Raw genomic sequence first — 22,842 nt, forward strand, 5'->3', positions numbered from 1 at the left:
CTAATGCGGTTTTGCCAACGGAAAGGGCAGTGTTTCGCGAATGCTGCGCCCAGTGATCAGCATGACCACCCGGTCAATGCCCATGCCCAAGCCGCCGGTGGGCGGCATGGCGTACTCCATCGCTTGCAGGAAGTCTTCGTCGAGTTCCATCGCCTCGGGGTCTCCGCCGGCGGCCAGCAGGGACTGCTCCTGCAGGCGGCGCCGTTGCTCCACCGGGTCGGTCAGCTCGCTGTAGGCGGTGCCCAGCTCGATACCCCACGCCACCAGGTCCCAACGCTCGGCGACACCGCGCTTGCTGCGATGCGGTCGGGTCAACGGTGACACCGATGTCGGAAAGTCGATGTAGAACGTCGGTTGCTCGGTGCGGCACTCCACCAGGTGCTCGTATAGCTCGAGCACGACCGCGCCGGCATCCCATTGGGTCCGATAGGGGACACCGGCGGCGTCGCACAGCTTGCGGAGAGTGGTCAAGCCGGTATCGGCGTCGATGCGTTCACCGAGTGCTTCCGAGATCGCATCATGCACCGTCCGCACCGGCCATATCCCGGAGATGTCGACCGGTTCGAGGTGGTGGCGGGTGCCGTCGGAACCCTTGTCCGTCCGGGGCCGCATGGCGATGGGCGCCCCGTTGGCGGCCTGGGCGGCGTTCTGGATGAGTTCGCGGCAGCCGTCAATCCACTCAAGGTAGTCGGCGTGTGCTTGATAGGCCTCCAGTAGGGTGAACTCCGGGTTGTGGCTGAAGTCGACGCCCTCGTTGCGAAAGGCACGGCCGAGCTCGAATACCCGTTCCACGCCGCCGACGCACAGGCGCTTGAGGTAGAGCTCTGGTGCGATGCGCAGGAACAGATCCATGGAATACGTGTTGATGTGCGTGACGAACGGTCGGGCGGTGGCGCCGCCGTGCAGCTGCTGTAGGATCGGCGTTTCGACCTCGACGAATCCCTTTGCGAACAGCGTCTCGCGCACAGCGCGCAGCACGCTGCTGCGAGCGGTGATCAGCGCACGGGACTCAGCGTTGACCGCCAGGTCGAGGTAACGGGTCCGGACTCGGGCTTCGGGATCCAGTAGCCCCTTCCACTTATTCGGCAACGGTCGCAAACACTTACCGATCAGGCGCCAGCCGCTGACGATCAACGATGGAGTTCCGGTCTTGCTGGCGCCCATGTGTCCGGTCATCTCCACCAGATCACCCAGATCGGTCGCCGCGTTGAAGTCGGCCGCGCAGCCCTGGTCCAGGCGTGAATTATCCAGCAGCACTTGCATTTCGCCCGACCAGTCGCGCAGCTGGGCGAACAACACACCACCGTAGTTACGTATTCGCATGATGCGTCCGGACACCGACACGCTAGCCTGGTGGTCTGCGGCCAGCGCCTGTGCCACCGTGTGACTGGGCGGCCGGCCCACGGGAAAGGCGTCAATGCCGCTGCTCCGCAGCTTCTCTAGCTTGTCGAACCGAACTCGCACCTGCTCGGGTAGCCGCCGCTCGACCCCGTCGCCATTGGTGAGGCCTACTTGCCGCAGCCCGCTCACGTCCGGTGCCGAGCCGTCGTGATGCAATAGGCCGGTGGCCGCCAACCGCTCGGGCACTGCCGGATGATGCCCCGTGTGTACTCGGTTGCGCCGGCTGAACGGCAGCACGAGGAACCCCTCTGCGATCACCGAGGCGACGCCCACTCGGGGAATCACTCGGGCGTCTTCGTAGCAGGCGTAGCGCGGTACCCATTCGGGTTGGTACTTCATGTTGGAGCGGTAGAGCGTCTCGAGCTGCCACCACCGTGAGAAGAAGACCAGCAGCCCCCGCCACAACCGGGCAACCGGGCCGGCGCCGAGTTGGGCGCCCTGCTCGAAGGCCGCGCGAAACACCGCGAAGTTCAACGAAATACGAGTGATACCAAGGCTTTCAGCGTGCAAGGCGAGTTCGCTGACCATAAGTTCGATAGTGCCGTTCGGGGATTGTGGAGAACGACGCATCAAATCCAGGGAGACACCGGTGGTTCCCCACGGCACCAGCGACAGCATTGCCAGCACCTGGTTGTGCGGATCAATCGCCTCCACCAGCAGGCAGTCGGAGTCCGCGGGGTCGCCGAGGCGGCCCAGCGCCATCGAGAAGCCGCGCTCGGTCTCGGTGTCGCGCCAGGAATCCGCCCGTGTGATGGTCTGCGCCATCTCGTCTTCGGCAATGTCGCGATGCCGCCGGATGCGCACCGTCAACCCCGCCCGCCGGGCCCGCGTCACGGCCTGGCGCACCCCGCGCATCTCCGGGCCGGACAACTTGAAATCGGCTGGCCGCAGGATGGCCTCATCGCCCAGCTCGAGCGCGGTTAGGCCCGCTTCGCGATATGTCTGAGCCCCTTGTGAACTGGCGCCCATCACGCCGGGTGCCCAGCCGTAGGTCTGGCACAGCCGCAGCCACGCGTCGACGGCCTGCGGCCATGCTCTGTGGTCGCCTACCGGGTCGCCGCTGGCTAGGCAGACACCGACCTCGACACGGTAGGTGATACAGGCGCGGCCGCTGGATGCGAATACCACCGACTTGTCGCGACGGGTGGCGAAGTAGCCCAGTGAGTCGTCCTTCCCATACAAATCCAATAACCCGCGGATAGCGGATTCGTCCTCTCCGGTCAGCGCATTGTCAGCGCGCTGAGATAGGAACAAGACGATCGCAGCCCCGATCAACGCGAACGCGCCGAACAACCCGAAGATCGCGTTGAGGAAGACGTGCGGTCTGCCGGTGAACAGATCGGGATCGGCGAGGGCGAATCCGACCACCCGGTTGGCCGCGTAACCCAACCGCTCGTCCGGCGCTAGTGATCCCGGAAACAGTTCGACCAGACCCCAAGACGCCACGATTCCGACCACCGCGCCGGCAAGCCACACCGCAGCCGCCCGAAACAGCGCGCCCCTGCGGACCTTGGCCCAGAACTCCCGATAGCCCAGCACCAGAACGACGATTGCCACAACATGCACGGCGAATCCGAGATTCTCCCCGAAGCTCTCGGCGGCGGTGTTGCCGCCCGCTGCGATCTCGGCGGCGTTGACCACGGCGGCCAGGACCATATTTGCCAGCAAGACCAACCAGGCAATGCGTTTGCGTGCCGTTAACGCGGCGGCCAGCAATGCCAGCACGAAGGACCACGCGAAGTTGGTGTCGGGGAAGTTGAACAGATAATCGTTGATGAATTCGCGCGGAACCTTGATGATCCACCGAATCAACGGCGACACACTGGCCAGTAGTGACAGGGTCGCGATCACGCCGACGGTCCAGCCGGCTGCCGCGGGAACCCAGTGATACCGGGAGTTTCCCCTGGTGGCCGAGCGAGGTTTGGTGAGTGTCACAGACCGCGAGGATATTCCCAAAAGCCGGGAAATGCCCGGCGTTGCAGCCCTTTGTAGCCCCGCATCGGTGTGCTGAGGGCACCGGCTGATGTCGGCCGTTGTCTTAGATGACGTGTCATGGCTGTTAGACTGGACGCCGCGACCATCCCGGCGAAGGCCAGGGACAGTTAAGTGGAGTCCCACTCCCACCGCTAGCCACGAGATCGTTTCACACCTTCTCAAGGTTCAGCGGTCCGGTCACAGGCATCTCGGATGCCTGTTCTGCGTGCAGCGTGGGCGGCTTTGGCCGCGATCGGTCGGCATTGGGCCCTGCTTGTGCAGGGCTTTTTTTGCTGATGGTTTGGGTGTGTTCCCCACCTGATTCCGGCCGGGTCCAACAAGCTGGTCGCGCCTGGAACAGCAGCCAACGAGGGAGGCCCCATCAGCACTGAAACCCGCGTCAACGAGCGCATCCGCGTACCTGAAGTCCGATTGATCGGCCCAGGGGGGGAGCAGGTAGGCATTGTGCGTATCGAAGACGCACTTCGCGTCGCCGCGGACGCAGATCTCGACCTTGTCGAAGTTGCTCCCAATGCCAGACCGCCGGTCTGCAAGATCATGGACTACGGCAAGTACAAGTACGAGGCCGCGCAGAAGGCGCGCGAATCCCGCAGAAACCAACAGCAGACCGTCGTCAAAGAACAAAAGCTGCGACCAAAGATTGACGATCACGATTACGAGACCAAAAAGGGTCACGTCGTCCGCTTCTTGGAGGCGGGATCGAAGGTCAAGGTCACCATTATGTTCCGTGGACGTGAGCAGTCGCGGCCGGAGTTGGGCTATCGATTGCTGCAGCGGCTGGGTGCGGACGTCGCCGATTACGGATTCATCGAGACGTCCGCCAAGCAGGACGGACGCAACATGACGATGGTGCTGGCACCGCACCGCGGTGCGAAGACCCGCGCTAGGGCCCGCCACCCGGGTGAACCGGCCGGCGGGCCGCCGCCCAAGCCCACGGCCGGTGACAGCAAAGCCGCACCGAACTAGCTCGCCAGCAAGACACGCAGAACCTAGAAATTCTAGAAATTGAGGAAACATGCCCAAGGCCAAGACCCACAGCGGGGCCTCGAAGCGGTTCCGGCGCACCGGTACCGGCAAGATCGTCCGGCAGAAGGCCAACCGTCGGCACCTGCTCGAGCACAAGCCGAGCACCCGCACCAGGCGCCTGGACGGCCGCACCGTGGTGGCAGCCAACGACACCAAACGGGTCACGTCGTTGCTGAACGGCTGACCGTACCGCCGGCCGGCTCCGGCACCTGACCAATCACGTCCGAACGAGAGTAGGAAGATCCATGGCACGCGTAAAGCGGGCGGTCAACGCCCACAAGAAGCGGCGCAGCATCCTGAAGGCATCGCGAGGCTATCGCGGCCAGCGATCGCGGCTTTACCGCAAAGCCAAAGAGCAGCAGCTGCATTCACTGAACTACGCCTACCGTGACCGCCGGGCGCGTAAGGGCGAGTTCCGCAAGTTGTGGATCGCACGGATCAACGCGGCTGCGCGCCTCAACGACATCACCTACAACCGGCTTATCCAGGGGCTGAAGGCCGCCGGCGTCGAGGTGGACCGGAAAAACCTCGCCGACATTGCGATCAGCGACCCGGCGGCGTTCACCGCGCTGGTCGACGTCGCCCGGGCGGCACTGCCCGAAGACGTCAACGCCCCCTCCGGGGAGGCCGCCTGATCCGGATTCCGGCCTGAGGCAGGGCTACGCCGGTGCTCACCGAACGCTCGGCCAGGGTGGCCACGGCGGTCAAACTGCATCGTCACGTAGGCCGGCGCCGGGCGGGACGTTTTCTCGCCGAAGGCCCCAACCTGGTAGCGGCGGCGTTGGCGCGCGGGCTGGTACGGGAGGTATTCGTCACCGAAGTTGCGGCGCGGCGGCACGAGCTCTTGTTGGCCGCGCACGAGGCTTCGGTTCATCTGGTGACTGAGCGGGCCGCGAAGGCGCTCTCTGATACGGTCACGCCGGCCGGGTTGGTGGCGGTGTGCGATCTGCCGGCGACCCGACTTGAGGATGTATTGGCCGGCTCACCTCAGCTGATCGCGGTGACCGTCGAGATCCGCGAGCCGGGCAACGCGGGCACGGTAATCCGCATCGCCGACGCCATGGGTGCCGCGGCGGTGATCCTCGCCGGGCGCAGCGTCGACCCATACAACGGCAAGTGTCTGCGCGCGTCCACCGGTAGCATCTTCGCGATCCCGGTCGTCGTCGCGCCCGATGTCGGTGCCGCCATCGCCGACCTGCGAGCGGCCGGACTGCAGGTGCTGGCCACCGCAGTGGACGGCGAGATGGCTCTCGACGATGCCGATCGGCTGCTTGCCGAGCCGACGGCATGGCTGTTCGGGCCCGAAGCACACGGGTTGTCGGCCGAGATCGCGGCCTTGGCGGACCACCGCGTACACATCCTGATGTCGGGAGGGGCGGAGAGCCTCAACGTCGCGGCCGCGGCCGCGATCTGTCTGTATGAGAGCGCTCGGGCGTTGGGCCGCCGCTGATTGTCCGGCCCTACGCAGCGCGGCTGGGGCCCCGCGCCGGCCGCACGCCGGCCAGCGAAAGTGTGGAATGGACCAGCGCCCCGGCGCGTTCCATCAGGGCCTTGGCGGGATCGAGAGCCGACCGGGTAAAGCGATGGGAACGGGGTGGGAAGTAGTGCATCGGCAGCCCCTGCCGATCCCGTGGTGGCGCCATGAAGCCGGGCGCTTGCACCAGGGGCGCGTCATGGCGAGTACGGCCTGCCGCTCGCCGGTAGGCGGCCAGCGCGCGCGGGTGCAACCGGATTTCGTCGGGCACCGCCAAAAACGCCAGTTCTACCACCTTGCCGAACACTCGCAGCAACACCTCGTCACCCGGTGTCCAGTGCATTCCCGCCTTCTCCCGCACGGCCGGGTCGAACAGGCCGGCCGCGATCCAGCGCTGACCGGCTATTAGCGGCTTGAACAGCTGATCCCAGATCGGCGTTGGCATGAGTACAAACCTCGGTTTGGGAATCCGCATCTGGAGGATGTCCACGGTCGCCTGATTGATCTCGAGCTTGTCGCGGCACACCCGGTCCCAATAGTCCTGAAAGTCTTCCCACGACTTGGGCACCGGTCGCATGCTCATCCCATACATCCGGTACCAGCGCACGTGCTCCTCGAAGAGCTGGTGTTTTTCGGCCTCGGTCAAGCCTCCGCAGAAGTATTCGGCGACCTTGATGACAAGCATGAAAAACGTCGCATGCGCCCAGTAGAACGTATCTGGATTCAGCGCGTGATAGCGACGCCCCTCAGCGTCGACTCCCTTGATGGTTCGGTGGTAGCCCTTGATCTGCTGGCCGGTCTGGGCCGCTCGGTCACCGTCATAGACCACACCCATGATCGGGTACACCGAGCGGGCTACCCGCTGCAAGGGTTCGCGGAGCAGGATTGAATGCTCCTCGACACCGGCACCTAGCTCGGGATACATATTTTGGATCGCGCCGATCCACACACCCATCATCCCGGTGCGCAGGTCTCCGAAATATTTCCAGGTCAGCGAATCGGGCCCGAGCGGGTCGGCGGATGTCCTCGATGCGACAGTCATGACTGCCTCCGTGCCAGGTTAGTCTGCGCCCACGATAGGCATTGACAACGCGCGTTGTCCACGATTTGGTCCGCCGATATCGCGCCGTGTCACCCAGTGCCTCCTCCGGGTGGCAACGAGCGTGGACGAGGACTGCAGCTGCATAGCTTGGCCCGCGGTGCGTGCGGGGGCAGGGAGTCCAATGAAAAATGTTGCTTAGAACGCCAGAAAGTTTTTAACTAGATCAGGATTGCTTAGCTGTAGACTTTATTTCTCAATGACCACGTAAGGATTGCTGCGGCCAGTACAACGTGTACAAGGAGTCGGGCTATGTCGTTTCTCACCGTGGCGCCGGACATGGTAACGGCGGCCGCCGGGAATTTGGAAAGCGTTGGCTCGGCACTGAATGAGGCCGCTGCGGCGGCGGCGCCAGCCACGGTTGGGCTGGCGGCCCCGGCCGCGGATCGGGTGTCGGCGGTCGTCGCGGCGATGTTGGGGGCATATGCCCGGGATTTTCAAGGCATCAGTGCTCAGATCGCGGGTTTTCATAACCAGTTCGTGGGCGCGTTGCGGGGCGGTGCGGCCGCCTACGCCAGCGCCGAAGCCGCCAACGTCCAGCAGACCGTGGTGAACGCCGTGAATGCGCCCGCCCAGGCGCTGTTGGGGCACCCGTTGATCGGGCCCGAGACGGTCGGCTCCAGCGCCGCCGCGGTCTCCTTCGGCTTCGGCCCGTTGCTCCTCGCTGGTAGCGATCCGCTGCTGGCCGTGCCATTCAGCTATCCGGCCAGTCTGCCCACCCCATTCGGTCCAGTAACGATGACGCTCAACGGGTCGTTTGATCCGCTTACCCAACAGGTTGTTTTCGACTCGGGATCACTCACCGCGCCCGCTCCGTTCGTGTACGGTCTTGGTGCGGTAGGTCCAGCTCTCACCACCATGACCGCGCTGCAAAACAGCGGCACAGCATTTTCCGGCGCGGTGCAAAGCGGGAACCTGCTAGGGGCCGCGGGCGCGCTTCTGCAAGCTCCCGGCAACGCGGTGACCGGCTTCCTGTTTGGCCAAACAGCGATATCGCAGTCGATACCGGGGCCATCGAATCTGGGCTACGAGTCGGTGGGTATCAGCGTTCCGGTCGGGGGGCTCTTGGCTCCGCTGCAGCCCGTGACGGTCACGTTGACGCCCACATCTGGTATGCCGACTGCCATTCAATTGAGTGGTACGCAGTTTGGCGGCCTTCTTCCCGCCCTACTCAACGGTTTCTAACCGTCTGCGGACAGCCGCCGCAAACCGCGTGATCAGCGTGTTTGATGCGACTTGTGCCACAAACACCGAGGTCGTCATTGGCGGGCTCAGCCCGCACCACCTACCCTTGCCACGTGGAGGTCGGGCCGCAGGATTCGGAGTCCGGCGCGCCCGACGAGACGGCAACCGCCATGGCGTCGCCAGTACCTCGACAACGGTCCGCACTACGCTGGCTGCGCACCGTGAACCGCAGCCCTGGCCTGGTGTCATTCATCCACCGGGCGCGCCGCCTGTTGCCTGGCGATCCGGAATTCGGCGACCCGTTGTCCACCGCGGGTGAGGGTGGTCCACGTGCCGCGGCTCGAGCTGCCGATCGGCTGCTGCGGGATCGCGATGCGGCCTCGCGCGAGGTCGGCCTGAGTGTGCTGCAGGTGTGGCAGGCGTTGACCGAGGCCGTTTCCCGCCGGCCGGCAAACCCGGAGGTGACGTTGGTGTTCACCGACCTGGTCGGCTTTTCCACGTGGTCGTTGCACGCTGGTGACGATGCCACCCTCACGCTGCTGCGGCAGGTGGCCCGGGCTGTCGAATCCCCCCTCCTGGACGCCGGCGGGCACATCGTCAAACGGCTGGGCGACGGGATCATGGCGGTGTTCCGCAATCCGACCGTCGCGCTGCGAGCCGTGCTCGTCGCCCAAGATGCTGTGAAGTCGCTTGAAGTGCAAGGCTATACACCGCGAATGCGGATCGGTATCCACACCGGCCGGCCGCAGCGGCTGGCCGCCGACTGGCTCGGCGTCGACGTCAACATCGCCGCCCGGGTTATGGAACGTGCCACCAAAGGGGGCATCATGATCTCGCAACCGACCCTGGACCTGATCCCGCAAAGTGAGTTGGACGCGCTGGGCGTCGTGGCCCGGCGGGTGCGTAAACCCGTGTTTGCCAGCAAGCCCACCGGCATTCCGCCCGACTTGGCGATCTATCGCATCAAGACTGTTAGCGAGTCGACAGCTGCCGATAACTTCGATGAGATGAGTCCCGATGCACAGTAGAACGCGATGATCTACCGCGTCGCCTGCCTGCTGGCCCGGATCCGGTTCACCGTGGGCTACGTGGCGGCTCTTGCATCGGTCAGCACCACCATCCTGATGCATGGTCCGCAGGTGCACGCCCAGGTGATTCGGCATGCCAGTACGAACCTGCACAACCTGGCCCATGGACACCTGGGAACGCTGTGGAACAGCGCCTTCGTCATCGACGAGGGCCCGCTTTATTTCTGGTTACCCTGCTTGGCGTGTCTGCTCGCGGTCGCGGAGCTGCAGCTGCGCAGCTTGCGGCTGACCGTGGCGTTCGTCGTCGGTCATATTGGGGCGACACTGTTGGTGGCGGCCGTGCTTGCCGGGGCGATCGAGATCGGCTGGTTGCCATGGTCCATTAGCCGGGTCAGCGATGTCGGGATGAGCTACGGTGCCCTCGCGGCGCTCGGGGCGCTGACCGCGGCAATCCCTGGGCGGTGGCGGCCGGCATGGATTGGTTGGTGGGTATCGCTGGGCTTGGCGACTGCGACCATCGGCGGTGGTTTCACCGATGCCGGCCACACGGTTGCGTTGCTGTTGGGCATGTTAGTGACTGCCTGCTTCACCCGGCCCGCGCGCTGGACACTCGGGCGGTGTGCCTTGCTGGCGGTGGCGTCGGGGTTCTGCTTGGTGCTGCTAGCCCATAGCTGGTGGAGCTTGGTGAGTGGGTCGGCCTTGGGTCTACTCGGGGCCCTGGGTGCCGCCGGGTTTGCGCGTTGGACCAGAGCGCGCGCCACATCGCTGCCACCCGGCGCGCTGGCGATTCCGCAGCCGGCGCTAAGTCGCTGAGTCCCGCACAACGCGTGCCGAGCCGGGCCGACCGAATCACCTATGATTTGCACTTGCGTCACGCCGTTAGCGGGCAAGTCGGGTACGTCCATCAGTCCAGTTTCCGCTCCGCGACGATGCGGGCGGTCCGAATAGCCTCGTCAGCAAGGAGAGTGGCGCCGCGTGGGTGATCCCCCCCTCGAGTCGATTGTGTCGATGTTGTCGCCGGAGGCATTGACCACGGCGGTCGACGCCGCCCAGCAGGCCATCGCCCTAGCGGACACCCTGGACGTCCTGGCGCGCGTCAAGACGGAGCATCTCGGCGACCGCTCGCCGTTGGCGCTGGCGCGGCAGGCGCTGGCCGTGCTGCCCAAAGAACAGCGAGCCGAGGCCGGTAAGCGCGTCAACGCCGCCCGCAATGCCGCTCAGCGCAGCTACGACGAACGGCTGGCGACGCTGCGTGCCGAGCGCGACGCGGCCGTGCTGGTGGCCGAAGGTATCGATGTCACATTGCCCTCGACTCGGGTGCCGGCCGGCGCCCGGCACCCGATCATCATGTTGGCCGAACACGTCGCCGACACGTTCATCGCGATGGGATGGGAACTGGCCGAGGGGCCCGAGGTGGAGACCGAGCAGTTCAACTTCGACGCCCTCAACTTCCCTGCCGACCACCCTGCGCGCGGCGAACAAGATACCTTCTACATCGCGCCGGAGGATTCGCGGCAGCTGCTGCGCACCCATACCTCACCGGTGCAGATTCGCACCCTGCTAGCGCGTGAGCTGCCGGTCTACATCATCTCGATCGGTCGTACCTTTCGCACCGACGAACTCGACGCCACCCACACGCCCATCTTCCATCAGGTGGAAGGCCTAGCGGTGGACCGCGGTCTGTCGATGGCTCACCTACGTGGAACGCTGGACGCTTTTGCGCGCGCCGAGTTCGGGCCGTCTGCGCGGACCCGGATCCGGCCACACTTCTTCCCCTTCACCGAACCGTCCGCCGAGGTCGATGTGTGGTTTGCCAACAAGATTGGCGGCGCCGCCTGGGTGGAGTGGGGCGGGTGCGGAATGGTGCATCCGAACGTGTTGCGGGCCACCGGCATTGATCCCGATCTCTACTCCGGTTTCGCGTTCGGGATGGGGTTGGAACGCACCCTGCAGTTTCGCAACGGCATTCCTGACATGCGCGACATGGTCGAAGGCGACGTCCGATTCTCGTTGCCGTTCGGGGTGGGTGCCTGATGCGGCTACCCTACAGCTGGCTGCGCGAGGTGGTTGCGGTCGGCGCTTCGGGCTGGGACGTTACCCCAGGCGAACTCGAGCAGACGCTGTTGCGCATCGGCCACGAGGTCGAAGAGGTCATCCCCCTTGGTCCGGTGGACGGCCCGGTGACCGTGGGGCGGGTGGCCGATATCGAGGAGCTCACCGGCTACAAGAAGCCGATCCGGGCCTGCGCGGTAGATATCGGCGATCGGCAGTATCGCGAGATTATTTGTGGTGCAACCAATTTCGCGGTTGGTGATCTGGTGGTGGTAGCGCTGCCCGGTGCCACGCTGCCCGGTGGATTCACCATTAGCGCCCGCAAGGCCTACGGTCGCAACTCCGACGGAATGATCTGCTCGGCAGCCGAACTCAATTTGGGCGCAGACCATTCCGGGATCCTGGTGTTGCCCCCCGGAGCCGCCGAGCCCGGAGCTGACGGCGCGGGCGTGCTGGGGCTCGACGACGTGGTCTTCCATCTGGCCATCACCCCAGACCGCGGTTACTGCATGTCGGTGCGCGGCTTGGCCCGCGAGCTCGCGTGCGCCTACGACCTGGACTTCGTCGACCCCGCCAGCAACTCGCGGGTGCCGCCGCTACCCATCGAGGGGCCAGCCTGGCCGCTGACGGTTCAGCCCGAGACGGGGGTGCGCCGGTTCGCGCTACGCCCGGTCATCGGGATCGACCCCGCCGCGGTATCGCCCTGGTGGTTGCAGCGCCGACTGCTGCTCTGCGGTATCCGCGCGACCTGTCCGGCGGTCGACGTGACCAATTACGTGATGCTCGAACTTGGCCACCCCATGCACGCCCACGACCGCAACCGGATCAGCGGAACCCTCGGAGTGCGGTTCGCCCGGTCCGGCGAGACCGCCGTGACCCTCGACGGTATCGAGCGCAAGCTCGATACCGCCGATGTCCTGATCGTCGACGATGCTGCGACAGCGGCGATCGGCGGCGTGATGGGGGCGGCCAGCACCGAAGTGCGGGCCGACTCCACCGATGTCCTGTTGGAGGCCGCGATATGGGACCCGGCTGCGGTATCGCGTACCCAGCGGCGGCTGCACCTGCCTAGCGAGGCCGCCCGTCGTTACGAGCGGACGGTGGACCCGGCCATCTCCGTGGCCGCTTTGGACCGGTGCGCAAGGCTGCTCGCCGACATCGCCGGGGGGGAGGTTTCTCCCACCCTTACCGACTGGCGGGGTGACCCGCCGTGTGATGACTGGTCACCGCCGCCGATCCGGATGGGAGTCGATGTGCCGGACCGCATCGCCGGGGTGGCCTATCCGCAGGGCACTACTGCCAGGCGCTTGGCCCAGATCGGCGCGGTGGTGACCCACGACGGCGACACCTTGACCGTGACCCCGCCGAGTTGGCGACCTGATCTGCGGCAACCCGCAGACCTTGTCGAGGAGGTGCTGCGGCTTGAGGGGCTGGAAGTTATCCCGTCGGTGCTGCCACCGGCGCCCGCGGGTCGTGGACTCACCGCTGGGCAGCAGCGCCGTCGCACGATCGGCAGGTCGCTGGCGCTGTCGGGCTATGTCGAGATTCTGCCGACTCCATTTCTGCCGGCCGGTGTGTTCGATTTGTGGGGGCTGGAAGCCGATGACTCACGGCGCATGACCACGCGGGTGCTCAACCCGCTGGAGGCCGATCGTCCGCAACTGGCGACCACGCTGCTGCCGGCCCTGCTGGAAGCCTTGGTGCGCAACGTGTCCCGAGGGCTGGTCGACGTCGCGCTGTTCGCCATCGCCCAGGTGGTCCAGCCGACCGAGCAGACGCGCGGTGTCGGGTTGATCCCGGTTGACCGGCGGCCGACCGATGATGAGATCGCCATGCTGGATGCCTCGCTGCCCCGGCAACCCCAGCACGTCGCGGCGGTGCTGGCCGGACTGCGCGAGCCTCGAGGCCCCTGGGGCCCGGGCCGCCCGGTAGAGGCGGCTGATGCGTTCGAGGCGGTGCGAATCATCGCGCGCGCCAGCCGCGTGGACGTGACCCTGCGGCCGGCCCAATATCTGCCGTGGCATCCGGGCCGGTGCGCGCAGGTGTTCGTCGGGGAAAGCTCGGTTGGTCACGCCGGGCAGCTGCATCCCGCCGTGATCGAGCGCTCGGGTCTGCCGAAAGGCACCTGCGCGGTGGAACTGAACCTAGATGCGATTCCGTGCAGCGCGCCGCTGCCGGCACCCAGGGTGTCGCCGTATCCGGCCGTGTTCCAAGACGTCAGCCTGGTGGTGGCCGCGGACATCCCCGCTCAGGCGGTGGCCGACGCCGTGCGCGCGGGGGCAGGCGACCTGCTGGAGGATATTGCGTTGTTTGACGTGTTCACCGGCCCGCAGATTGGTGAGCACCGCAAGTCGCTGACCTTCGCGCTGCGGTTTCGTGCGCCGGATCGCACCTTAACCGAAGACGACGCCAGCGCCGCCCGCGATGCCGCTGTGCAAAGCGCAGCCGAACGGGTGGGTGCCGTGCTGCGTGGCTGAACCGACTCAGCACGCGTTCAACGAAAATTTGACGACGGCATTTCAGCGCGCCGCGTTTATACCTCGCCGCCCTGTCCGGGTAGCGGCGCCGCCCTAAGGGGCAATTGCCTGCGCTAGCTGTGTGGGAGCGTAGTTCACCAACGCGGGAACGATGCCGCCGGCGGGCGTACCTTCGAGCGTAACGGTAACCGGCCCGATGACCGGTATTACCGCCGTGGCCTGAAACGGCTGCAGAGGCGCAAGAATGCCGCCGACGGGAACCTCGACCGTCACCGGAATCCCCCCTGTCGCCGATGTTGGCAGGGCCAGCGGCAGCCTGGCCTCGCCATTGAGGAAGCCGTTGGCGACGTTGGCGGGAGCACCGACCAGGGCCGCCGCTGCCGCCTGCAGGTTTCCGGCCTGCACGGCGCTGACGAACGCTGTCGTGCTCTCGGCGAATGCGATTGCCGTCGTGATCGGCGAACCCACCGCATTAAGGGTCATCGCCAGCGGCAATCCAAACGTCATCACCCCGGTCAAGTTCGTGGTATCGATCGAAAAGGCGATGGTTGTGTCCGTGACCGTCATCACCACATTGGTGAAGTTTTGTGACATGGCGCCGGGGATGCTCAGGATGGGGAACAGGTCTCCCACCGGCCCGAGCAGCAGGATGTTCGACAAGTCACTCGCGTCAACACCGCTGACGAAGACCTTCACCACCGCCCCTAACACGTCGGTCACCGCGCCGCTGACGTCGCCTGCCGCGAGGGCTTGCAAGGCCGATTGCAGGCTCGGCGGTATGCCAGCCAGCCCAATAGCGAAGTCCCTGGTGGCATCTGTCAGCGCGGTTAGGGTCAGCTGGCCGTAGCCGAACTGGTTGGCGAGGTACTGCTGCAGGAACGGCGCCGGGTCGGCAAGCCAGGTATTGCCGATGCTCGCCAGGTTGGCGACCGTGTTGGCGATGAGGTCTTCGTATGGCCCGAGGATGGGAACACTGCTGCTCAGGCTAGGGAAGGCCAGCGCTGCCGCGCCCGGTGGACCGGAGCTGCCACTTTGGCCGAACAACACCCCGCCGGTGCCACCGGTGCCGCCATTACCCGGGGCACCGGCCGGGCTGCCGGCGCCGCCGGCGCCACCGGCGCCACCGTCACCACCGTTGCCGATCAAGGTGGCGTTGCCGCCGTGACCGCCGTCGCTACCGGTGCCGCCGGCCTTGGTACCGGAACCGGCGCCGCCCGCGCCGCCGGTTCCGCCGGTCCCGCCGTCGCCGAACACTTGGCCGGCGTTGCCGCCGTTTCCGCTGGCACCGCCCTTACCGCCGATACCGTTGCCGCCACTGTGATCCCCACCGGTACCACCGGCGCCGCCCTGCCCGCCATTACCGAACGCGATGGCGCTGCCTCCGGTGCCGCCGATACCGCCGGTGCCACCCTCAAGGGCGCCATCGGCGGTGGTGCCACCGTTGCCGCCGTTCCCACCGGCCCCACCGTTGCCCCATATCAGCCCGCCGGCACCGCCGTGACCGCCGGCACCGCCGGTACCGCCGGGACTTGCGAAGAGGGAGCCAGAGTTAGCCCCACCAGTGCCGCCGTTCCCACCGGCCCCACCGCTGCCGAGAAGCAACGCGGTGCCGCCGCTGCCGCCGGCACCGCCGACACCGGAGCTAAATAGCGCTGCAGCCCCACCGGCGCCACCGGCCCCACCGTTGCCGCCATTGCCGATGAAGCTACTGCCCGCGGCACCACCGGCGCCGCCGGCACCGGCGTTGGCGAGTATGTTGATAGCAGCCCCGCCGATGCCACCGGCCCCCCCGTTCCCGCCGTTGCCGTAGAGCAGCCCGCCGACGCCGCCGGCCCCGCCGGCCCCGCCGGCTCCGCTGGTAGCGCTGGCCAGATCGCTGCTCGTCCCCCCCTTGCCGCCGACGCCACCGGTCCCACCGTTACCGAACAAGCTGGCGTTGCCGCCAGCACCCCCGGCACCGCCGACGCCGGAGTCGAACAATGGCACCGTCGTATCCCCACCATTGCCGCCGGCCCCACCGGCACCGCCGTTGCCGTACAGCAGGCCGGCGTTGCCGCCGGCCCCGCCAGCGCCGGCGTTCATGCCGACGCCCAACAATGACGTGGCGGCGCCGCCGTCGCCGCCGGCACCGCCGGAGCCCCACAGGCCGACGCTGCCGCCGGCCCCGCCGGCCACGCCGCTACCGGTGAGACCGCTGGTGCCGCCAGCGCCGCCGGCACCGCCATTGCCGACCAGGGTATTCCCGCCCGCACCCCCGGCGGCGACGGTGCTCGATCCGCCGTCCCCGCCGTTGCCGAACAGTGCATTTCCACCTGCACCGCCAGCCTTCGAGGTGCTGGAACCACCGTCCCCGCCATTGCCGAACAACCCGCCGTCCGCGCCGGCTAGCCCCGATCCGGCCCCAGCATTGCCGCCGTTACCAAATATCGTCCCGGCGTGGCCGGCGGCTCCGCCGGAAGCCCCACTTCCGCCGTTCCCGCCGTTGCCGAACAGCAGGGCGTTGCCGCCGGCCCCACCGGCCGCAGCGGCACTGCCCCCGTTGCCGCCGGCACCGCCGTTGCCATACAACAGTCCGCCGGTGCCGCCGGCCCCGCCAGCGCCGCCTGCACCTCCAGCACCGCCGGCGCCGCCGGCGCCGCCGTTGCCGATCAATCCGGCGGCCCCGCCGTTACCGCCGGCCCCGCCGTTGCCGCCGTTGCCGTACAAAATTCCACCGGGCCCGCCGTTGCCGCCGGCATTTGACCCGGTCCCCGCCACTCCATCGGCGCCGTTGCCGATCAGTGGGCGCCCCAGCAGCGTCTGCGTGGGCGCATTCACCGCGTCGAGCAGGGCCTGCATCGACGACACGCTGGCGGCCTCGGCGCCGGTATAGGCCGCCGCGCCGCCGTTCAACAAGCTCACGAACTCGGCGTGAAACGTCGCCGCCCGGGCGTTGAGCGCTTGAAATTGCTGACCGTAGGCGCCGAATAGTCGCGAGACAGCCGCCGACACCTCATCGGCGCCGGCCGATGCCAGCGCGGTCGTGGGGGTCGATGCGGCGGCAGCGGCTTCGCTCAGTGCCGAGCGAATACCAGCTAAATTGGCGGCCGCTGCTGTGACCAAGTCCGGCTCCACGAGTAAGAACGACATGGCGGTCCCCCTTCGACTCGGCGCAGCTAGTGGACATGTGTCACGGGAAATTCAGCCTAGTTGGGTCTTATGTCATGTGAGGGAAAACGCACGTTTTCGCGGACGCAACTTCGAGTCCCATCGGCGCCGCCCGGCGGTGTGTCAAGTCCCGGCGCAGTCACCGCGGAATGAGTTTGCAAACTGTTGCATAACGATGCAAAATCGGCAGGTGGCCAATGCGACGAAGGTGGCGGTTGCCGGTGCCAGCGGATATGCCGGTGGTGAGATTCTCCGCCTGCTGCTCGGGCATCCGGCGTACGCCGACGGCCGGCTGAGGATCGGTGCGCTGACCGCGGCGACCAGCGCCGGCAGCACGCTCGGCGAACACCATCCGCACCTGACGCCGCTGGCCCATCGAGTAGTCGAACCCACCGAAGCTGCCGTGCTCGGTGGCCATGACGCCGTCTTCTTGGCCTTGCCGCACGGGCATTCGGCGGTGTTGGCGCAGCAACTGAGCCCCGAGACACTGATCATCGACTGCGGGGCGGACTTTCGGCTCACCGACGCCGCCGTCTGGGAGCGGTTCTACGGGTCGTCGCACGCCGGTAGCTGGCCGTATGGGTTGCCCGAGCTGCCGGGCGCGCGGGACCAATTGCGCGGCACCCGCCGCATCGCGGTGCCCGGCTGCTATCCGACCGCGGCACTGCTGGCGCTTTTTCCCGCGCTGGCCGCAGACCTTATCGAGCCCGCGGTGACCGTGGTCGCCGTGAGCGGTACCTCGGGGGCGGGTCGTGCGGCCACCACCGACTTGCTGGGCGCGGAGGTCATCGGGTCGGCGCGCGCCTACAACATCGCCGGCGTCCACCGGCACACCCCCGAGATCGCTCAAGGGCTACGCGCGGTCACCGACCGCGACGTCTCGGTCTCGTTTACCCCGGTGCTGATCCCGGCCTCCCGTGGCATCCTGGCCACCTGCACGGCACGCACCCGATCACCCCTGTCGCAGCTGCGGGCAGCCTACGAAAAGGCCTACCATGCAGAGCCTTTCATTTATCTGATGCCGGAGGGGCAGCTGCCGCGCACCGGCGCGGTGATCGGCAGCAACGCAGCGCACATCGCCGTCGCGGTGGACGAGGACGCGCAGACGTTCGTGGCGATCGCCGCGATCGACAACCTGGTCAAGGGCACCGCCGGCGCCGCGGTGCAATCGATGAACCTGGCGCTGGGCTGGCCGGAGACCGACGGCCTTTCGGTTGTGGGGGTGGCGCCGTGACCGACCTGGCCGGCACCACCCGGCTGCTGCGCGCTCAGGGCGTCACCGCCCCGGCCGGCTTTCGGGCCGCCGGCGTCGCCGCCGGGATCAAGGCCTCCGGTGCGCTGGATCTGGCGCTGGTGTTCAACGAGGGACCCGACTACGCCGCCGCCGGGGTGTTCACCCGCAACCAGGTCAAGGCGGCGCCGGTGCTGTGGACCCAGCAAGTGCTGACCACCGGGCGGCTGCGCGCGGTGATCCTCAACTCCGGCGGCGCCAATGCCTGCACCGGGCCGGCCGGCTTCGCCGACACCCACGCCACCGCGGAGGCGGTGGCCGCGGCGTTGTCGGACTGGGGAACCGAGACCGGGGCCATCGAGGTCGCCGTCTGCTCCACCGGGCTGATCGGCGACCGGCTGCCGATGGACAAGCTGCTCGCCGGCGTCGCCCACGTGGTGCACGAGATGCATGGCGGGCTGGTCGGCGGCGATGAAGCCGCCCACGCCATCATGACCACCGACAACGTGCCCAAACAGGTTGCGCTGCACCATCACGACAACTGGACGGTCGGCGGCATGGCCAAAGGCGCGGGCATGCTGGCGCCGTCGTTGGCCACCATGCTGTGCGTGCTCACCACCGACGCGGCCGCCGAGCCGGCCGCACTCGAGCGGGCGCTGCGCCGCGCCGCCGCGGCCACGTTCGACCGGCTCGACATCGACGGCAGCTGCTCCACCAACGACACCGTGCTGCTGCTGTCGTCCGGGGCCAGTGAAATCCCCCCTGCCCAGGCCGATCTCGACGAGGCCGTGCTACGGGTCTGCGACGATTTGTGCGCCCAGCTGCAGGCCGACGCCGAAGGCGTCACCAAACGCGTCACCGTGACCGTGACCGGGGCCGCCACCGAAGACGACGCGCTGGTCGCCGCCCGCCAGATCGCCCGCGACAGCCTGGTCAAGACCGCGCTGTTCGGGTCCGACCCGAACTGGGGACGGGTGCTCGCCGCCGTCGGGATGGCACCGATCACCCTCGACCCGGATCGAATCAGCGTGTCGTTCAACGGTGCCGCGGTGTGTGTGCACGGTGTCGGCGCTCCCGGTGCGCGCGAGGTGGACCTGTCGGACGCGGACATCGATATCACCGTCGACCTCGGCGTCGGCGACGGGCAGGCGAGGATCCGAACCACTGATCTGTCGCATGCCTACGTCGAAGAGAACTCGGCCTACAGCTCATGAGCCGCATCGAAGCACTGCCCACCCACATCAAAGCGCAGGTGCTGGCCGAGGCCCTGCCCTGGCTCAAGCAGTTGCACGGCAAGGTCGTCGTCGTCAAATACGGCGGCAACGCGATGACCGACGACACGCTGCGGCGCGCGTTCGCCGCCGACATGGCGTTTCTGCGCAACTGCGGCATCCATCCCGTCGTGGTGCACGGCGGGGGGCCGCAGATCACCGCCATGCTGCGGCGGCTCGGCATCGAGGGCGACTTCAAGGGCGGATTCCGGGTCACCACACCCGAAGTGCTCGACGTGGCCCGGATGGTGCTGTTCGGTCAGGTGGGCCGGGAACTGGTCAACCTGATCAACGCGCACGGACCGTATGCCGTCGGGATCACCGGCGAGGACGCGCAGCTGTTCACCGCCGTGCGGCGCAGCGTCACCGTCGACGGCGTGGCCACCGACATCGGCCTGGTCGGCGACGTCGACCAGGTGAACACCGCGGCAATGCTGGATCTGGTTGCGGCGGGCCGGATCCCGGTGGTGTCCACGCTGGCCCCGGATGCCGACGGCGTGGTGCACAACATCAACGCCGACACCGCCGCCGCGGCGGTCGCCGAAGCCCTGGGCGCCGAAAAGCTGTTGATGCTCACCGATATCGACGGCCTGTACACCCGCTGGCCGGATCGCGACTCGCTGGTCAGCGAGATCGACACCGGCACACTGGCGCAACTGCTGCCGACGCTGGAATCGGGCATGGTCCCCAAGGTCGAAGCGTGCCTGCGGGCGGTCATCGGCGGGGTGCCCAGCGCGCACATCATCGATGGGCGGGTCACACACTGCGTGTTGGTGGAGTTGTTCACCGACGCGGGCACCGGCACCAAGGTGGTGCGCGGATGACCGGCGCTTCGACCACGACGGCGACCATGCGGCAGCGGTGGCAAGCCGTGATGATGAACAACTACGGCACCCCCCCGATAGCGCTGGCCAGCGGTGACGGCGCCGTGGTCACCGACGTGGACGGCAGAACCTATATCGACCTGCTCGGCGGCATCGCGGTCAACGTGCTGGGCCATCGCCACCCCGCGGTCATCGAGGCCGTCACCCGGCAGATGTCGACGCTGGGGCACACCTCCAACCTGTATGCCACCGAACCGGGCATCGCGCTGGCCGAGGAGCTGGTCGCGCTGCTGGGGGCCGACCAGCGGACGCGAGTGTTCTTCTGCAACTCCGGCGCCGAGGCCAACGAGGCGGCGTTCAAGCTGTCTCGGCTCACCGGACGCACGAAACTGGTCGCCGCCCACGACGCCTTCCACGGCCGCACCATGGGCTCGCTGGCGCTCACCGGACAACCGGCCAAGCAAACGCCGTTCGCGCCGCTGCCCGGCGACGTCACGCACGTCGGCTACGGCGACGTCGACGCGTTGGCCGCCGCCGTCGATGACCACACCGCCGCGGTGTTCCTGGAACCGATCATGGGGGAGAGCGGGGTCGTCGTCCCGCCCGCGGGCTACCTTGCCGCCGCCCGCGACATCACGGCGCGGCGCGGCGCGCTGCTGGTGCTCGACGAGGTGCAAACCGGGATGGGCCGCACCGGAGCGTTCTTCGCCCACCAGCACGACGGCATCACCCCGGACGTGGTGACCCTGGCCAAGGGTCTGGGCGGCGGGCTGCCGATCGGTGCCTGCCTGGCCGTCGGGCCGGCCGCCGAACTACTGACCCCAGGCCTGCACGGCAGCACCTTCGGCGGCAACCCGGTCTGCGCCGCGGCGGCGCTGGCGGTGCTACGGGTGCTGGCGAGCGACGGCCTGGTCCGCCGCGCCGAAGTCTTGGGCAAATCGTTGCGGCACGGCATCGAAGCGCTCGGCCACCCGCTCATCGACCACGTGCGCGGACGCGGACTGCTGTTGGGCATCGCGCTGACCGCCCCGCACGCCAAGGACGCCGAGGCCACCGCCCGCGACGCCGGTTACCTGGTCAACGCGGCCGCACCCGACGTCATCCGGTTGGCGCCGCCGCTGATCATCGCCGAAGCACAGCTCGACGGCTTTGTCGCCGCCTTGCCGGCAATCCTGGACCGCGCCGTGGGGGCCCCGTGATCAGGCATTTCCTGCGCGACGACGATCTGTCCCCGGCCGAACAGGCCGAGGTGCTCGAGCTCGCGGCCGAGCTGAAGAAAGACCCGGTTAGCCGTCGTCCCCTGCAAGGGCCGCGCGGGGTGGCGGTCATCTTCGACAAGAACTCCACCCGCACCCGGTTCTCCTTCGAGCTGGGCATCGCGCAGCTGGGCGGGCATGCCGTCGTCGTCGACAGCGGCAGCACCCAGCTGGGCCGCGACGAAACCCTGCAGGACACCGCAAAGGTGTTGTCCCGCTACGTCGATGCCATCGTCTGGCGAACCTTCGGCCAAGAGCGGCTGGACGCCATGGCGTCGGTCGCGACGGTGCCCGTGATCAACGCGCTCTCCGATGAGTTCCATCCGTGTCAGGTGTTGGCCGACCTGCAGACCATCGCCGAACGCAAGGGGGCGCTGCGCGGCCTGAGGTTGTCCTACTTCGGCGACGGCGCCAACAACATGGCCCACTCGCTGCTGCTCGGCGGGGTCACCGCGGGTATCCACGTCACCGTCGCGGCTCCCGAGGGCTTCCTGCCCGACCCGTCGGTGCGGGCCGCGGCCGAGCGCCGCGCCCAGGATACCGGCGCCTCGGTGACTGTGACCGCCGACGCCCACGCGGCCGCCGCCGGCGCCGACGTTCTGGTCACCGACACCTGGACGTCGATGGGCCAGGAAAACGACGGGTTGGACCGAGTGAAGCCGTTTCGGCCGTTTCAGCTCAACTCGCGACTTCTGGCGCTGGCCGACTCGGATGCCATCGTGTTGCATTGCCTGCCGGCCCATCGCGGCGACGAGATCACCGACGCGGTGATGGACGGGCCGGCCAGCGCGGTGTGGGACGAGGCCGAAAACCGGCTGCACGCGCAGAAGGCGCTGCTGGTGTGGCTGCTGGAGCGCTCATGAGCCGCGCCAAGGCCGCGCCCGTTGCGGGGCCCGAGGTCGCCGCAAACCGCGCCGGCCGCCAGGCGCGCATCGTGGCGATCCTGTCGTCGGCGCAGGTGCGCAGCCAAAACGAACTGGCGGCGCTGCTGGCCGCCGAGGGCATCGAGGTCACCCAAGCCACACTGTCACGCGATCTGGAAGAGCTCGGCGCGGTGAAACTGCGCGGCGCGGACGGCGGCACCGGCATCTACGTGGTGCCCGAGGACGGCAGCCCGGTGCGCGGCGTCTCGGGCGGTACCGACCGGATGGCGCGGCTGCTCGGTGAGCTGCTGGTGTCGACCGACGACAGCGGCAACCTCGCGGTGTTGCGCACCCCGCCGGGCGCGGCGCACTACCTGGCCAGCGCCATCGACCGCGCGGCCCTGCCCCAGGTCGTCGGCACCATCGCCGGTGATGACACCATCCTGGTGGTGGCCCGCGAGCCGACGACCGGCGCGCAACTGGCCGGCATGTTCGAGAACCTTCGGTAAGGAG

The 22,842-nt window shown here is 67.6% G+C and carries 18 protein-coding genes; 15 read left to right on the forward strand and 3 right to left on the reverse strand.

What is annotated here, in order from left to right; translation table 11 throughout:
• Complete coding sequence (gene lysX / locus Rv1640c; protein NP_216156.1) at positions 1-3,519, reverse strand: bifunctional lysine--tRNA ligase/phosphatidylglycerol lysyltransferase; 3,519 nt, start codon at positions 3,517-3,519, stop codon at positions 1-3.
• 237 nt (positions 3,520-3,756) lie between these two features.
• On the opposite strand from lysX, the gene infC reads away from it, so the two are divergent.
• The 4 genes from infC (at position 3,757) to tsnR (ending at position 5,872) form a co-directional block, all read left to right on the forward strand.
• Complete coding sequence (infC, locus tag Rv1641; RefSeq protein ID NP_216157.1) at positions 3,757-4,362, forward strand: initiation factor IF-3; 606 nt, start codon at positions 3,757-3,759, stop codon at positions 4,360-4,362.
• 49 nt (positions 4,363-4,411) lie between these two features.
• Positions 4,412-4,606, forward strand: a complete 195-nt coding sequence (gene rpmI / locus Rv1642; RefSeq protein NP_216158.1) for a 50S ribosomal protein L35 — start codon at positions 4,412-4,414, stop codon at positions 4,604-4,606.
• A gap of 61 nt (positions 4,607-4,667) precedes the next feature.
• The gene (gene rplT / locus Rv1643) at positions 4,668-5,057 is read left to right on the forward strand and encodes a 50S ribosomal protein L20 (RefSeq protein NP_216159.1); all 390 of its coding nucleotides are present in this window, start codon (positions 4,668-4,670) and stop codon (positions 5,055-5,057) included.
• A gap of 32 nt (positions 5,058-5,089) precedes the next feature.
• Entirely contained in the window at positions 5,090-5,872 is a 783-nt protein-coding gene (gene tsnR / locus Rv1644; protein ID NP_216160.1) for a 23S rRNA methyltransferase TsnR, read from the forward strand.
• 10 nt (positions 5,873-5,882) lie between these two features.
• Here the strand turns inward: tsnR and Rv1645c are convergent, their stop codons facing one another.
• Complete coding sequence (locus Rv1645c) at positions 5,883-6,938, reverse strand: hypothetical protein (RefSeq protein NP_216161.1); 1,056 nt, start codon at positions 6,936-6,938, stop codon at positions 5,883-5,885.
• Positions 6,939-7,247: 309 nt separating this feature from the next.
• Between Rv1645c and PE17 the strand changes: the two genes are divergently transcribed.
• From PE17 to pheT, 5 genes are all read left to right on the forward strand, one after another.
• The gene (PE17, locus tag Rv1646; protein YP_177825.1) at positions 7,248-8,180 is read left to right on the forward strand and encodes a PE family protein PE17; all 933 of its coding nucleotides are present in this window, start codon (positions 7,248-7,250) and stop codon (positions 8,178-8,180) included.
• Between the two features lie 77 nt (positions 8,181-8,257).
• Positions 8,258-9,208, forward strand: a complete 951-nt coding sequence (locus Rv1647) for an adenylate cyclase (protein ID NP_216163.1) — start codon at positions 8,258-8,260, stop codon at positions 9,206-9,208.
• 6 nt (positions 9,209-9,214) lie between these two features.
• Positions 9,215-10,021 carry a transmembrane protein gene (locus Rv1648; RefSeq protein ID NP_216164.1) on the forward strand — a complete coding sequence of 269 codons (807 nt, stop codon included), beginning with the start codon at positions 9,215-9,217 and terminating at the stop codon, positions 10,019-10,021.
• A 195-nt stretch (positions 10,022-10,216) separates the two neighbouring features.
• Positions 10,217-11,242, forward strand: coding sequence for a phenylalanine--tRNA ligase subunit alpha (gene pheS, locus Rv1649; protein ID NP_216165.3), 1,026 nt, complete (start codon positions 10,217-10,219; stop codon positions 11,240-11,242).
• Entirely contained in the window at positions 11,242-13,737 is a 2,496-nt protein-coding gene (gene pheT, locus Rv1650; protein ID NP_216166.1) for a phenylalanine--tRNA ligase subunit beta, read from the forward strand. The genes pheS and pheT overlap by 1 nt, the downstream gene beginning before the upstream one ends.
• Before the next feature lie 93 nt (positions 13,738-13,830).
• Here the strand turns inward: pheT and PE_PGRS30 are convergent, their stop codons facing one another.
• Positions 13,831-16,866, reverse strand: a complete 3,036-nt coding sequence (gene PE_PGRS30 / locus Rv1651c) for a PE-PGRS family protein PE_PGRS30 (protein YP_177826.1) — start codon at positions 16,864-16,866, stop codon at positions 13,831-13,833.
• A gap of 193 nt (positions 16,867-17,059) precedes the next feature.
• Here PE_PGRS30 and argC point away from each other — a divergent pair, with 193 nt between their 5' ends.
• The 6 genes from argC to argR are packed head-to-tail and all read left to right on the forward strand — an operon-like array spanning position 17,060 to position 22,838.
• On the forward strand, positions 17,060-18,118 hold the full coding sequence (argC, locus tag Rv1652; protein ID NP_216168.1) for an N-acetyl-gamma-glutamyl-phoshate reductase: 1,059 nt from the start codon (positions 17,060-17,062) through the stop codon (positions 18,116-18,118).
• On the forward strand, positions 18,115-19,329 hold the full coding sequence (argJ, locus tag Rv1653; protein NP_216169.1) for a bifunctional glutamate N-acetyltransferase/amino-acid acetyltransferase: 1,215 nt from the start codon (positions 18,115-18,117) through the stop codon (positions 19,327-19,329). Before argC ends, argJ begins: the two co-directional genes overlap by 4 nt.
• Positions 19,326-20,210, forward strand: coding sequence for an acetylglutamate kinase (argB, locus tag Rv1654; RefSeq protein ID NP_216170.1), 885 nt, complete (start codon positions 19,326-19,328; stop codon positions 20,208-20,210). Before argJ ends, argB begins: the two co-directional genes overlap by 4 nt.
• The gene (argD, locus tag Rv1655; protein NP_216171.1) at positions 20,207-21,409 is read left to right on the forward strand and encodes an acetylornithine aminotransferase; all 1,203 of its coding nucleotides are present in this window, start codon (positions 20,207-20,209) and stop codon (positions 21,407-21,409) included. The genes argB and argD overlap by 4 nt, the downstream gene beginning before the upstream one ends.
• Entirely contained in the window at positions 21,406-22,329 is a 924-nt protein-coding gene (gene argF, locus Rv1656; RefSeq protein NP_216172.1) for an ornithine carbamoyltransferase, read from the forward strand. The genes argD and argF overlap by 4 nt, the downstream gene beginning before the upstream one ends.
• Complete coding sequence (gene argR, locus Rv1657) at positions 22,326-22,838, forward strand: arginine repressor (RefSeq protein ID NP_216173.1); 513 nt, start codon at positions 22,326-22,328, stop codon at positions 22,836-22,838. Before argF ends, argR begins: the two co-directional genes overlap by 4 nt.
• The last annotated feature ends 4 nt before the right edge of the window (positions 22,839-22,842 follow it).

It is taken from the genome of Mycobacterium tuberculosis H37Rv, assembly GCF_000195955.2.
In the GTDB taxonomy this organism is placed as follows: Bacteria; Actinomycetota; Actinomycetes; order Mycobacteriales; family Mycobacteriaceae; genus Mycobacterium; species Mycobacterium tuberculosis.

Coding starts and splice junctions, on each gene's coding strand:
- rpmI (NP_216158.1), top strand. CDS start 4,412: ATGCCCAAGGCCAAGACCCACAGCGGGGCCTCGAAGCGGTTCCGGCGC.
- argC (NP_216168.1), top strand. CDS start 17,060: ATGCAAAATCGGCAGGTGGCCAATGCGACGAAGGTGGCGGTTGCCGGT.
- PE_PGRS30 (YP_177826.1), bottom strand. CDS start 16,866: ATGTCGTTCTTACTCGTGGAGCCGGACTTGGTCACAGCAGCGGCCGCC.
- Rv1648 (NP_216164.1), top strand. CDS start 9,215: ATGATCTACCGCGTCGCCTGCCTGCTGGCCCGGATCCGGTTCACCGTG.
- rplT (NP_216159.1), top strand. CDS start 4,668: ATGGCACGCGTAAAGCGGGCGGTCAACGCCCACAAGAAGCGGCGCAGC.
- PE17 (YP_177825.1), top strand. CDS start 7,248: ATGTCGTTTCTCACCGTGGCGCCGGACATGGTAACGGCGGCCGCCGGG.
- argR (NP_216173.1), top strand. CDS start 22,326: ATGAGCCGCGCCAAGGCCGCGCCCGTTGCGGGGCCCGAGGTCGCCGCA.
- Rv1645c (NP_216161.1), bottom strand. CDS start 6,938: ATGACTGTCGCATCGAGGACATCCGCCGACCCGCTCGGGCCCGATTCG.
- argD (NP_216171.1), top strand. CDS start 20,207: ATGACCGGCGCTTCGACCACGACGGCGACCATGCGGCAGCGGTGGCAA.
- pheS (NP_216165.3), top strand. CDS start 10,217: ATGTTGTCGCCGGAGGCATTGACCACGGCGGTCGACGCCGCCCAGCAG.
- argB (NP_216170.1), top strand. CDS start 19,326: ATGAGCCGCATCGAAGCACTGCCCACCCACATCAAAGCGCAGGTGCTG.
- pheT (NP_216166.1), top strand. CDS start 11,242: ATGCGGCTACCCTACAGCTGGCTGCGCGAGGTGGTTGCGGTCGGCGCT.